The following is a 13,053-nucleotide window of genomic DNA, read 5'->3' as shown; positions in this document are numbered from 1 at the left end:
CATCGTCTCTTCATGCAGCAATGCATGGGGAGATTTTTTTTTCGCTTAAATATCGCATAAATGCCGGAAGTGAAGCGTATTGCTCCATTTCTCACGGATTTCGATCAGTAAAAAGTCTCAGTGTTTCCATGCGGTGGCACTGAACATCACACATTTACTATACTTAGGAGGATCTAAATCATGATCGCAGTTGCATCTTTAATCGTGCTGATCGCGGTTATCGCCTTCAGTGCTGTCACAAAAAAGAATGCCGGTGTTGTCGGTCTTGTCGCGGCATACATCTTCTCCATCGCAGCGGCAAAATGCGGCACCGAAATCAATGTCTCAAAAGTCGTGACCGGAAACTGGCCGACGAGCGTATTCTTTATCGTCCTCGCCACCACATTCCTCTTTGGTATTGCAACCTTAAACGGCACCACGCAGGCACTTTCCAAGAACATCGTATGTCTCGCAAGAGGAAACGCGAAGATCCTGCCGGTGATCTTCTTTCTCTTCGGCGCGATCATCTCCGCGGCAGGCGCAGGCGGACTAATCGTCGCAGTCATCATGCCGATTGCCCTGTTCGTCGCAGTTGAAAACGGAATCTCGGTTTTGATGATGAGTCTTGTCACCATGGGCGGTATTATGGTCGGAGGCCTGTCCCCCCTCGCCATCAACGGAATCGTGGCACAACAGCTCTCCGCGGAAAACGATATCATCGTTGAAAGCCTGTCCGGTTACCTTCCGCTCTGGGGCGCATACGCCACAGCCATGACGCTCTTCTCCATCGGTGCCTACTTCCTGCTCGGAGGTCTTCACCCGAAAAAGATGGAAAACGCTGCGGCACCGCACTTTACAGGATTTGATAAGAATCAGACTCTGACACTCGCCGCGATCCTCGTGGTCCTCATCGGTGTAATCTTTTTTGGACAGAATATCGGACTGATCTCTTTCGCGTGCGCGGGTGTTCTCTTAATGCTCGGCGCTGTCGATCAGAAAAAAGCCATCGCAGCTGTTCCGTGGAGCACGATCATCCTGATCTGCGGTATGTCCGTCCTGATCAGCGTCGTCAATACCTGCGGCGGCATCGCATTCTTATCTGACGGTCTTGAGAACATCATAGGCGAGAGAACTGCCCAGCCGATCATGATGGTACTCGGTGGACTTATGGGCGCTGTCTCCAGCGGTACCGGAGTCGTTATGCCGACCCTGATCCCGCTCTCTGCGGAGCTGAGCCAGACCTTAGGCATCTCCTCCATGAGCATCGTGATCGGTGTCATCGTCGGAACCAACGGAGTCGTGATCAGTCCGCTGTCCACGGTCGGCGGCATCTGTGTCGGCTGCGCGCCGGAGTCTGTTGATAAGGACAAGCTTTACAACCAGCTGCTGCTTGCGGCTGTCAGCTTTATCGTGATGAGCGTTGTTCTTTCCTTTATCGGAGTGTTCCGGATCTTTGGTTAAAGCTTCCGCGTTCCGTTTTACGTATTATCCGTATAAACATGAAGATCCGCAGGTTCCCATTTTTAGGATCCTGCGGATCTTTTTTGTTCATGTCTTATTTTTCTTTTGTTTCAAGTCCGTCCCATACACCGTCTTTGTCGACATAATATCCATCCGGTGTCCTGATTTCTCTGTACATGGAGCCAAGCGGCACAGCTCCGGATATCTTTGACAAGTAGTACCATTTTCCATTGATGAACTGCCATCCTGTGAGCATTGCTCCGCTCGCCGGATCGAGATAGTACCAATGCTGGTCTGACTCATCGTAATGCCAGCTTGTCTGCATTCCGGTGTTCTCGTCGATCAGATACCACTTTCCGCTGGCGTTATCCTGTGCCCATCCGCTCTTCAGATAGCCGTCAGAACCGAAAGCCCACCATTTTCCGTCTTTCTGGATCCAGCCCAGCTTTTCACCGTTCTGATCACTGGTCTTTTCTCCTGCCGGATAGGTGCCGTCCTTGAATTCGAACCACCAGCCCTTATTATCGCGTTTCCAGGTTCCCTGTGCATCGTTTTCGGAAGAGCTGCTGTTAGAAACATTCTTTCCAAAGTTCGTTGCCGCCGGGTTCTTTGTGCTGCCGGAACCGCCGGAATTGTCGGAATCATCGGATCCACTGCTTGCCCTGCGGACTGCATGAAGTGTTCCGTTCTCAAAGTGGATCTCGTAATTTCCAGATGTCAGACCGGACAGCAGGATCGAGTAATCGCCCGCCGCGCTGTCTGGCGCATATTCACAGGTGAACTGCAGGCTCCCGTTCAGTACATCCGCGGTATCTGTTCCCGCAAATCCTTCGTAGAGGACTGTGTACTCCGGAATCGCATCTCCGACTGTGACATTCTGATCCACTGCTTTTACGCTGAGCGGAGCTTTTTTAATCTCAAAGGAGAATGTCTGGCTTCCAGCCTCGTAGTTCTTTCCGGCTTCCGTATGAACTTCCACCGTGTAGATTCCGGCATTCATCGGCGCTTCCGTTAAGATCTCGCTGCCCTTTTTGAGCGTCACGGTCACGTTTCCATCGCTGTCCGTCCATGTCTCCGGCGCGGTGTTCTTCGCGTCATAGGCGCGGTTTAACTGATCCAGATTTCGAAGTTCGAACTCCGGCTTCGCCTGGGATACGGTCAGTTTTCCTGGCTGATATGTGATCACATAGTTTCCATTTTCCGCTATAAGGCCGGACGGGATGATCTTGTACTCGTCCACATCGCTGCCAGCCGCATAAGCGCACTCGTAGGAGAGTGTTCCGCCGAGGACTTCTGTGTTTTCTCCGTTTACGAAACCTTCGAACGTGCTGCTGTATACCGGCGGTTCGTCCTTATAGGTCACGTTTCTTGATTCTGCCGTCACAGTGAGCTGTGCCGGGGTGATCGCAACGGTTGCGGAGCCGCTTATGGTGTCAAAGTTTTTCTTTGTCACCGTGTAGTATACGGTATAGCTGCCTGTGTTCTTGTATACAGGGCTTTCTGTGAGCGTGCAGTTATCTTCGGACTCACCGTAAAGGATCTCACCGTCTCCAGCGTTTCCGGAAAGGGTAATCTTGATTCCGTGGGACTGTCCGTCGTAGATTCCTGTATATCCGGCTGCGTCAACGCCTGTGATCGAGGCATTTTTGATCTTGATTTCAAAGCTGCCGTATACGGAATCATGATTTACTGCAGATGCGGTGTAGTATACCGTATAGGTGCCGGCATCGGTGAAGGCAGGTACATAGTTTAACCACTCATTTTCGTCTGCAGCCTGTACTGCTGTGAGACCGTAGCGGAAGGTGATAGCCGTGCCACCGGTCGTACTTCCTGTTGCCGTGACTTCCGGCAACTGTTCCCTTCCATTGTAGGTCAATTCCATCATCTGCCGTACAGAAACATTCTGAATTTTGGCATTTTCGATCTTTGCACCGCTGCAGGAGACATTGGAAAGTTCACTCGTTGTAAGTTCATAGCGATCCTCAAATTCCGGATCCAATTTGATCTCTGTCACATTCACAGTATCTGTCCCGGAATCACTGGAGGTCCATTGGAAAGTTCCATTGGCCTTTAATTTTTCCGCATCCTTCAATAAGATCGGTTTTCCGTCAGCAGAACTGAGCGTAAGCGTTCCCTCAGCCTTTGTACCTCCATCATAGGTCTTTGACTGAAGAGTGTTTACAGAAGGAACGAGCCGCGCTTTGGAGACTGTAAATGCGACCGGGGTGCTTTCCGCTTTCTTGTAATTCCGGCTCTGGCTTACGGTTGCCTTTACATACCAGAGTCCAGGTTTATTCTCTGCATTCCATTCCTTATATTCACCGTTTTCGGTACTACTGTAGGTGTATTTAATTTCTCCTGTGGTGTCCGCTGCCGTGAGCTCCGGCTTCGGTGTTTCTCCGTAGCGGATATCCGGGCATGTTACTGTGGAGATTGTGTTTGAAGCGCGATAGATCTTTAAATCTGTCCCTATGCGTACGGGATTTTCCTGCGCTTCCACATTCTTTCCACCGCTACTGGTAATTCCCATATAATAAGTTACATATTCTTGATCCGGATCTGCATTGACCTCATAATGTCCTTCTGCATTTCTCGAAACCTTCTGGGTCAACTCTGCGTCACGATACAGTTCAAACCGGATTTCTCCATAACCTGTCACCGTATGTCCGCCAACGGAATAAGCATCCTTTATTCCCGGTTTAAGATAGTCCTCTTTATCGTTGCCATAGTTGATGCTTGTTACAGTCTGAAACCAGTCAGGATTGAACGTGGCTTTCTTGATCGTTATCTCTCCAATTCGTAAATTTGTAACACGTTCAACTCCATTTTCACTATTGGTGCTTACATAGATTCCATAGGTTCCTGCTGCCGCTGGGGCACCGATGAAATTATCCGCATCCTCTGCACCAACTTTTTCTTTATATCGAACTGCGTCAATGCCAAACATTCCGCCTTTTCCCTCTACCGGCTGTACCTTCACGTTATGCACGTCACCATTATTTGTATAGGTAAATTCGGTGTCTCCAACTATCTTGAAATCATCCTTTGTCAATGTACGCTTAAGAGTCATAAATTTGACTGTCTGCATTTCCGACACATCATTATTATCATTCTCTGCTACAAGATAATATGTATATGACGTATCAACAGAGAGATTATTCAATTCAATAGAAAATTTACCATTTTCTACATCTACTGTTGCAAAGCTCGCCTTACTATCCTCTTTCTTTGCTTCTGCTCTGAGCGCTTCTCCAGTGTATTCTTGATAATTAGAATTTGTATAGTATACTTTTGTTCCATCTGAAGTTCCCTTTATAGTCGCAAAATTCTCTTTGATATCATCAGATGATATTGCTGCGTCAAACTTAACCTGATATCCTGCGTAAAGTTCAATTTCCGGTATTTGACCTTGTGGATTTAACCTATCTTCGACAAGTTGATTCACTGTTGCTGTTGTATCTGTCGCAGTGCCATTTCTGTTTGAATCTTCTTTGTACCTCCATACTGAAAAAGCCGCACCATCTGGCAACCCGAGATTGCTCAAATAGCTTCGATGATCATCGTCAAGATTCAGAAGATATTCATCGTAAAACGGAGCCGCTTCGCTGCTTTTAGTATAATACTTCACGTGAACCGTATAAATATTCGGTGCACTGAATGCATAAATCTCAGTGGTTTCCGGATTTTTAGAAATCATATGCTCATTATATACTGCAAAGATTGGAGTCTTTCCGCCTGACAGTGTAATATGTTCAAGGAGATCCCGATAATTTGAGGTCGAGGCTTTGAAAAGCTTCATGTTCGCCCCTGTTTCATTTCCGTCCCACGGGAGATTAATTTGAAGGTTTTCTTCTCCTGTTGCCGTTGCCTTTGTAAAATCGATCTCATTTATTTTTGATGCACTTTCGATCTTCATAGATGCGAACGGGAAATTTCCTTTAACCGTAAATTTTGCAGTCCCGCTGACACTGTTTTTCTCCCAAGCCATATAAACATCCGGCTGATTCTCACCACCGGAAATTGTTCCGCCTGACAAGGTAATTTCATTAAGTTGGGTATGCTTTAAACCATACTCTCTGCCTTTGATCGTTCCCCCTGTCATCTCGAACTTAGCATGGTCTTCCTGTAATCCGCTGCTTCCAAGTCTGTTTATATAAACAGCTGTGTTATTTGTTGACTCAATCCGTCCATTTTTAATTGTTACTGATACTCCACCAATTGCACTGATCGCATATCGATTTTGCGAAGAATAAGCTGACTGATCTACAATATGCGCATTACCATCTACAATCAGATCTGCAGAGGTCAATGTGATAACAGACTCATTCGCATTATCTGCATTCACAGTTCCAATAATCTCCCCACCTGTAATATGGATCGTACTTTTTGTCTCTCCATTGAAACCGCTGCAGTTAATTTCAGATTCCAAAGTTCCCGTTCCAACAACATTTACTTTTCCAGTGATCTTTCCCTTAAGCAGAACCGGTTTATCGTCAGCGTTGCTTGAATCTACTGTAATATCTCCATCAATTGGATTTTCTGTTCTTCCCACACTGATTTCTAACCCATCCGTTCCAGTGTTTCTCAGCAGAATTTCATCTATAATTCCGGATACTGTAACTTGGGCTTTAGTGTACTTGACCGTCTCTACTTTCTCAGTCCCATCCTCAGTTTTGTCATACGTAATCGTAACCTGATACTTTTCCGGATCGGAAGGTAACTGGATTTCCGCACTTTTAATATTTCCTGCCGGAATCAAACTGGATTCAGCCTTTGGATCCATAATACGGATATAGTTGCCCACCGCTCTCGCTTCGTAACTCTGATACTGATCCGCATATCCACTATCAGAATTATGATTGACAATGCTTAAATGAATCCCTTTGACTAACTTCTCCATGTTCGTGTATGAACCTTTGATCCAGTTTTTCAATGAAGAACTGGCCTTCATTGCAAGGTCACTTACCACAAATTTGAATGAGTCATTTATCGTTTCTAAATTCACAGCATCAATAGTAGCACAGGAATTAGTCATACTACCATAATATATCGATCCATTCGTATTTCCGCCTTCAGCAGATATATCAATATTACCTGATAATGATAATTTTGTCTTATCTAACATTGAAATTGCAAAAGCTCTTCCCGATGAATTAGTGTTCTTGGCATAAATTTTTCCACCACTGATAGAAACCTCTTCGCTTTCGCTAATTGCAGTAATCGTACTCGTATCATCTTTTATATTATTGAGTTGTCCCCCACATATATCTATATCTTTTATATGTGCCAGTTGTCCATTCCATGTACCGTCTTTTATTTTAATACTGCCTGTTCCACCGTTTCCTCTGGCATTTCCATTAATTGTTCCTCCGTTTAAAGAAATCACATCATTTTCATACATATAAAAGCCATCTACAGACTCAACAGTACCGCCATTTTGTTCAAAAATAACTGTAGAATTCGGAGCAGAAGACCTGCCAATAACGTACGAACCTGTCTTTACTGTTTTTATATTAGCCTCATTGTGTATAATAAATGTGTCATTTGAGCCAATAATAAATGCTTCAGCTGCACTCGTATATGTGCCTTTCAAAGTCAATTCGCAGCTTTCCGTAAGTGTCGGCGCTCCGCTACTAATATTGACATTATCAAAATTAATATTTATGTTCGTATCTGTACCGAAACTCAAAATCTTGTTGAACGCATCTGTCAGACTATTTAAGTTTTCCCCATCTTCTGTCAAGCTTCCGCCAACAACCTTAAACTTCCCATCTGTCTGGCTGATCGTATATATTCCTTCCGTAACCGGCTCCGCATTCATCGCACGCTTAGCCATTTTTCTCTTCGTCTCCGGGGTCTCTTTCCCATTCGATGCTGTCGCGGTCTCCTTCTCAAGGTCGGACTCGGTCGTCTCGTTTGAATCCACAGTTGTATCCCGCTTCTCGTCCGCATTGGACGCGCTGGCTGTCTCGGCCTCGATTTTTTTATTCTCTTCTTCCAGATTTTTTTCCAGCGCAGGGATTGTCTCCGCTGTCGCCATAATTCCCATATCACCATGATTGACCAGAAGGACTGCAATCAGGACTGCTGCTGACATGCGTTCATACCATTTTCTCTTTCTCATATTCATTTCCCCCTTTATGACAGGTTTTTTCGGATTATACTTGCGAAATTTCAGACCATTCCACGGTTCATAGATGATTTTATTATACGTTTTTTCTGTTCCACCCGCAATTCTTTCTGCACAAGATGTCAAAATTCCGCATAAGATGTCAAAATCAGGAATGATTCTCAGGAAATAACTCCCGTTTTTTTCATGTATAAACTGCCCTGTTTTCGTGAATCATTTTTCTATGAAAACAAATTGCGGAGGTTCTTATCATGGCAGGATATAAGGTTGAAATCTGCGGGGTAAATACTTCTAAACTCCCGCTTCTGACGAATGAGGAAAAAACCGACCTTTTCAGACGGATCCAGAATGGAGATACGGACGCAAGAGAAATATATATTAAAGGAAATCTGAGACTTGTCCTGAGTGTGATCCAGCGGTTTTCGGGCAGCAGTGAGAATATAGATGATCTGTTCCAGATCGGGTGCATCGGGCTTATCAAGGCCATCGACAATTTTGATCTGTCACAGAATGTGAAATTTTCAACTTATGCGGTTCCGATGATCTTAGGTGAGGTACGGCGGTATCTGAGGGATAATAATTCGATCCGGGTGAGCCGGTCACTCAGGGACACAGCTTACAAGGCTCTTTCTGCGAGGGAATTTCTCACAAAAAGAAATCTCCGGGAACCTACGATCATGGAAATCGCGGATGAGGTTGGGATCTCAAAGGAGGAAATCACCTACGCGATGGACGCGATCCAGAGTCCGGTAAGCCTTTATGAACCGGTCTACACGGACGGCGGAGATCCGCTCTGTGTGATGGATCAGATCAGTGACAAGAAGAACCGGGAGGAAAACTGGGTGGAACAGCTTTCTCTTAGTGAGGCAATGAAACGGCTGCCGGCAAGGGAGCGGAAGATCATTGATATGAGATTTTTCGAGGGAAAGACGCAGACGGAAGTAGCGGGGGAAGTCGGGATCAGTCAGGCGCAGGTATCCCGTTTGGAGAAGAACGCACTGAAGACTATGAGGAATTATCTGAATTAGAAAAGACCGGAACTATTTATAATAAGAATGTGCCTTGGCACATTCTCGCGCCTCGCGCGGTCGCTTGCGACAATCTGCAGCTTCGCGCGAGTGCGCATTATTGGCAATTCATGCCTTTCCTATTTCGCTGTCTCCCCATATCTGGTCAGCAGTTCCATATAGAAGTCGATGCTGTCCGCCAGCTCTTCCACTCCGGTAAACTCGTCAACGGCATGAACATGGTGGTCTCCCTTCGCGTAGATCGTGGAGAAACGGTATACACGGTCACTCATGTCATAGACAAATCTTGCGTCTGTTCCGCCGAGCATCATCTCCGGACACGGGATCACATCGCCGTAGATCCTGCTGCTGATCTCGACGAGAAGATCCTTGATCGCTCCGTCATACAGAGATGTCGGCGACGCGTTGCTGCCATTGAGGACACGGACTTCCACCTCCTCCGGCACGATGTCTTCCAGATGTTTCTTTACACTCTCAACGGTATCCCCGGTAAGGATGCGGCTGTTTACGACAGCTGTGACTTTCGCCGGAAGAATATTCGCCTGAGCGGAACCTGAGAGCATCGTCGGAACGACCGTCGTGTGGAACATTGCATCGAGAGCCGGATCTTTCTTGAAATACGGAACCAGCTTCTCAAGATTTTCATCCGGATTCTTGAGAAGCTCTGCAAGCTTCGGATTTTCTTTCACCATATACGGAGCAAGAACTTCAAAGCGGCGGCGGATCGTATCCGTCACACGGTACGGCATTGGATTCTCCTGAATCGCGATCAGTGCTTTTGCGATCATGGTCGTCGCGAAATTCTCGCCCGGACGGCTGGAATGTCCGCCTTTTGCCGTGTAGGAAAGTTCAAAATCGACGTAACCCTTTTCGCAGAGTCCGATCGTGCAGAGTGCCTTGTCATCGATCCCGTAGTCGCTTCCCGGGCGGACTCCGCCGCCTTCATCGAGAACAGCACCGAAGCGGATCCCAGTCCCTCTGAGGGTCTCCGCAGGGATCTTTCCGCCTGCGACCTCTTCCATATATCCGTAAGAAAGATACAGATCATAATCCGGCTCATAGCCTTTTTCCAGAAGTGCCTCAACAGCCTCCAGCTGCCCGATCAGATTGCTCTTACAGTCGCTGGAACCGCGTCCCCAGATCTTTCCATCCGCGATGGTTCCGGAGTATGGCGGATACGTCCACTTTTCAAGGTCACCTTCCGGGACAACATCCTGATGCGCCATCAAAAGAAGCGGAGCAGCGCCGGATTTTCCGGTTCCCTTCCAGTGATAGAGAAGTCCGGCCTGATCGGTATGTTCCAGAGTCAGATGTTTATGTACCAGCGGGTAGGTTTCCTTTAAATATTCATGGAATGCGTCAAATTTTGTATAGTCAGTCAGTGAATTATCCGCGTTTGATACGGTTGCGAAGCGGACCGCACCTGCAAGGTGTTCTGCGCTGATCTGCGGATCGATTGTATGTTTTCCCATATGCTCTTCTCCTTTTGCTGCCAGATCCTGATTGTCCTGTAACTTTTCTGCAGCTCTTATTCTGCTTTCTTCTCCGCCTTCTCGCTCATCGCCTTGGAGTTTACGATAATACGCAGGTGGGAACCTTCTCCACATTTGCCTTTTTCATCATGTACTTCGATATCGAACCAGAGCTTTCTTCTCTCGATGCTGCGAAGCTTCGCTGTAGCTGTCACTTTCATGCCAACCGGTGTCGGTGCTAAATGGCGGCAGTGGATCTCCGCTCCGACTGTCGTCTGCCCCTCTTCGAGGTAAGATTTTGCAAGCTCCAACGCCGCATCCTCCATCAGCGCCACCATATTTGGTGTGGAGAGGATTTTCGAACCGGCACTGCCGATACGTTTTGCGGTCATCTCATCTGTGACCGTCCAGGTCAGGCTGTATGTCGGTGCATAGAGATCTTCCTTATCTGTCAGGATCGCAGCAACCGCTGTGCATGCCGGGCAGTCACAGAATCTTGCGCCTTCTGCCTTGATCTTCTTCGCATGCGCCTCGATTCCGGCTGCCTTCTCAGCACCGAAGATCTTCTTTCCATCCTCAGATCCTGCGAAAGCGATCAGACCGTCGATCGGGATAATATCTGCCGCGATCTCCTCAATCAGCGCTTTTGCCGCCTCATCCTGTTTTTCCGTATTGACAGCCGCAAGCCAGTTGTTCGCGGCTTCCTTTGCCTCAGCACAGCAGGACGACGCATCTGCAAGTGCTTTTACTTTCTCGATCATTGCCTCTGTTTTGTTCATCATTTATTCCTCCGTTCATCTTTTCAGACTACCGCTTGTGCCGCCAAATCAATTTTTCGGCCGGACGCTTCTCTGAATTTCATCTTCAGGAACAGTCCTGTTCCCATTCTATCGCAGATATTTTAAAAATTCAATCAGCTTTTTTATCTGTTTTCAGACCTTTTCCCGGTATTGGGATCGTTTCTCTCAAATTTTCACCGGATTATTTCCAGATTCACAGATTCTCCCTGCTGCACGCCTGCAGCTGGTGTTCATGCTCGTACTTCTCCTTCGTCGCAAGCCCTCCGCGGATATGCCGTTCCGCCTTATTGATGTCCAGAACCACACGCGCCTGCGCTGCCAGAGAGGGATCGATATGGATCAGCCTGTCAGTCACATCCTTGTGCACCGTACTTTTCGAAATTCCAAACCGTTTTGCTGTCTGTCTCACCGTCGCATTCTCATCAATAATATAGTTCGCGATCTGAATCGCCCGCTCTTCAATATATTCCTTCATAGGGGTTGCCCCTCGATGATATTTTTACCATCTTATTACCTGATGTGAAAATTTATACGCGGGCAGCGAGAAATACAGGATAAACAACAAAAGTGCAGACCTGAGAACTTTCCGTAAAGAACTCAGATCTGCACATACCTTTCCCGTCTGTATGATTCTTTCTTATTACTTCACAACGATCTGGCAGCTTCTCATAGTCTCCAGAGCCGCCTCATGTCTTTCCCTCGTAACGCCTGCCGCACATGCGGAATCCACAAAGACCGGTGTCTCCGGAAGGAACGCTTTGATCAGGAGCGCGTTTGAAACCACACAGATATCCGTGCAGAGTCCCACAAGCTCGATGGACTCGATCGGTGTCTTCTTATTTCTCTCAAGAAGATCTTCCGCCAGCTCCGGACATCCGAAGGTAATTTTCTCGTAAGTCGCCGCGTCACGCTCTATGGCGATCTTCTCAAGCTCCGGGATCAGGTCCCAGCCGTCTGTCCCCTTAATACAGTGAGGAACCGGAAGAAAATGTCCCTCCTGAGTATCCATATAGTTCTCGAAATGTGTGTCCTTCGTAAAGATCACTTCCCCGTCAAACGTTTCCGCCTTTTTGACAACAGCCGGAACGATTGCCTCCGCATCCTTACTGCCGAGACTTCCATTCACAAAATCCTTCTGCATGTCCACAACGATCAAAATTTTTTCTGCCATAACTCCCTTTCCTTTCTCCGAATCCGGATCTATCTGATTCCGAGGATACCCCAGATCACCCGGCATGTCAAGCCATTTTCTCCCGACGATCCCCTGATCAAAAAATGCTTTCCGGGCATTCTCCCAAAAAGCATTTTCTTTCTTCCAATCTACTATTATGGAGATTTCTCACGGTTCACTGATTCTCCTGGCTGCCACCACAAACCGACCATCCTTCGTGTGATAACTGCATGTGGACAACATCAGGATCTGCTCCCCGTATTCCGGGATGATCCCCGTTTCATAGTCAGAATTTTCCTGAAGCCATGTGATCAGCTTCCCGTACTCCTCCTCTGAAAGATCCCCTCCGGACCGGTAATAGCGGAATCCTTCCTCATCTTCGTAGAGGACTCTGCTCTCCGCAGCTGCAAACACCTCATACTCCCGCACTTCACCATCCACAAAAAACTCAATGACCGGATGTTCCGTCTGCCATTTCTCCGACTTGTAGTCATCCAGGGTCCCAAACATGGAACCATTTTTCATGTTGTGTCCATACACGATCATACAGGTGCTGTCCTTATCCGACAACTGCCCAAGGAACGGGGTTCCACCCGACGAGCGGGATCCGTCAAACGCTCTATGCAGGTAATATTCCGGATCGGATGCTCTGCTCATTACCGGATAATCGATCCGCGTTCCCGGGATTTTCAGCCATCCGACATAGTCCGGGTTCTGCTCCGCCAGAGACGCATAACCGGCAGCCTCCCTCAGGAGTTCCTGTTTTTCTTCTGCCTCCGCCGTATTTTCCACTTCTGTCGTGTGATCATCCGCCGGATCCACGATGGAGTCCTTCTGTTCCGCAGTCTCCATATAGTCAGAAGCAGCTTCACTCAGTTTCCTGAATGCCGCCGCCTCCTTTCGTGCCTCGAAGATATCACGACCTGCCATATAGGCGGAGAAACAGAAGATCCCGCCGAAAATAAGGACTCCGATCCGATACCACAACGGATTTTTCTTTCTTTTCATTTCT

At 47.4% G+C, this 13,053-nt stretch carries 8 protein-coding genes and 1 other annotated feature (1 of these 9 cut by a window edge); of the genes, 2 read left to right on the top strand and 6 right to left on the bottom strand.

Features of this window, described 5'->3' with window-relative positions; translation table 11 throughout:
• Nucleotides 1-13 (top strand) — a binding site (T-box leader); it begins 226 nt to the left of the window's first position.
• Between the two features lie 167 nt (nt 14-180).
• Nucleotides 181-1,440: an SLC13 family permease gene (locus tag V2546_RS11105; RefSeq protein WP_329752344.1), complete on the top strand. Its 1,260-nt coding sequence runs from the start codon at nt 181-183 to the stop codon at nt 1,438-1,440.
• Between the two features lie 94 nt (nt 1,441-1,534).
• Here V2546_RS11105 and V2546_RS11100 read toward each other — a convergent pair whose 3' ends face one another.
• Entirely contained in the window at nt 1,535-7,564 is a 6,030-nt protein-coding gene (locus V2546_RS11100; protein WP_329752343.1) for an MBG domain-containing protein, read from the bottom strand.
• 257 nt (nt 7,565-7,821) lie between these two features.
• Between V2546_RS11100 and sigG the strand changes: the two genes are divergently transcribed.
• On the top strand, nt 7,822-8,598 hold the full coding sequence (sigG, locus tag V2546_RS11095) for an RNA polymerase sporulation sigma factor SigG (protein ID WP_329752342.1): 777 nt from the start codon (nt 7,822-7,824) through the stop codon (nt 8,596-8,598).
• A 119-nt stretch (nt 8,599-8,717) separates the two neighbouring features.
• Here the strand turns inward: sigG and V2546_RS11090 are convergent, their stop codons facing one another.
• From V2546_RS11090 to V2546_RS11065, 5 genes are all read right to left on the bottom strand, one after another.
• On the bottom strand, nt 8,718-10,070 hold the full coding sequence (locus V2546_RS11090; protein WP_329752341.1) for a M20/M25/M40 family metallo-hydrolase: 1,353 nt from the start codon (nt 10,068-10,070) through the stop codon (nt 8,718-8,720).
• Between the two features lie 56 nt (nt 10,071-10,126).
• Nucleotides 10,127-10,852, bottom strand: coding sequence for a thioesterase family protein (locus V2546_RS15730; protein ID WP_486463581.1), 726 nt, complete (start codon nt 10,850-10,852; stop codon nt 10,127-10,129).
• A gap of 211 nt (nt 10,853-11,063) precedes the next feature.
• On the bottom strand, nt 11,064-11,345 hold the full coding sequence (gene spoIIID, locus V2546_RS11075) for a sporulation transcriptional regulator SpoIIID (RefSeq protein ID WP_117484718.1): 282 nt from the start codon (nt 11,343-11,345) through the stop codon (nt 11,064-11,066).
• 165 nt (nt 11,346-11,510) lie between these two features.
• A complete protein-coding gene (locus tag V2546_RS11070; RefSeq protein ID WP_142412440.1) occupies nt 11,511-12,041 on the bottom strand; it encodes a cysteine hydrolase family protein in 531 nt (176 codons plus the stop codon).
• Between the two features lie 168 nt (nt 12,042-12,209).
• Nucleotides 12,210-13,049 carry a class B sortase gene (locus tag V2546_RS11065; protein WP_329752340.1) on the bottom strand — a complete coding sequence of 280 codons (840 nt, stop codon included), beginning with the start codon at nt 13,047-13,049 and terminating at the stop codon, nt 12,210-12,212.
• Nucleotides 13,050-13,053: the final 4 nt, after the last annotated feature.

The organism is Clostridium sp. CM74B_53 (assembly GCF_036318045.1).
Taxonomy (GTDB): domain Bacteria; phylum Bacillota; class Clostridia; order Lachnospirales; family Lachnospiraceae; genus Pilosibacter.
The sequence above is the reverse complement of the archived record's forward strand: the minus strand, read 5'-3'. Positions and strand labels throughout refer to the sequence as shown.

What these genes read in the sequence shown, in the direction of transcription:
- spoIIID (WP_117484718.1), bottom strand. Translation starts at nt 11,345, where the DNA reads ATGAAGGAATATATTGAAGAGCGGGCGATTCAGATCGCGAACTATATT.
- V2546_RS11070 (WP_142412440.1), bottom strand. Translation starts at nt 12,041, where the DNA reads ATGGCAGAAAAAATTTTGATCGTTGTGGACATGCAGAAGGATTTTGTG.
- V2546_RS11090 (WP_329752341.1), bottom strand. Translation starts at nt 10,070, where the DNA reads ATGGGAAAACATACAATCGATCCGCAGATCAGCGCAGAACACCTTGCA.
- sigG (WP_329752342.1), top strand. Translation starts at nt 7,822, where the DNA reads ATGGCAGGATATAAGGTTGAAATCTGCGGGGTAAATACTTCTAAACTC.
- V2546_RS15730 (WP_486463581.1), bottom strand. Translation starts at nt 10,852, where the DNA reads ATGATGAACAAAACAGAGGCAATGATCGAGAAAGTAAAAGCACTTGCA.
- V2546_RS11105 (WP_329752344.1), top strand. Translation starts at nt 181, where the DNA reads ATGATCGCAGTTGCATCTTTAATCGTGCTGATCGCGGTTATCGCCTTC.
- V2546_RS11100 (WP_329752343.1), bottom strand. Translation starts at nt 7,564, where the DNA reads ATGAGAAAGAGAAAATGGTATGAACGCATGTCAGCAGCAGTCCTGATT.
- V2546_RS11065 (WP_329752340.1), bottom strand. Translation starts at nt 13,049, where the DNA reads ATGAAAAGAAAGAAAAATCCGTTGTGGTATCGGATCGGAGTCCTTATT.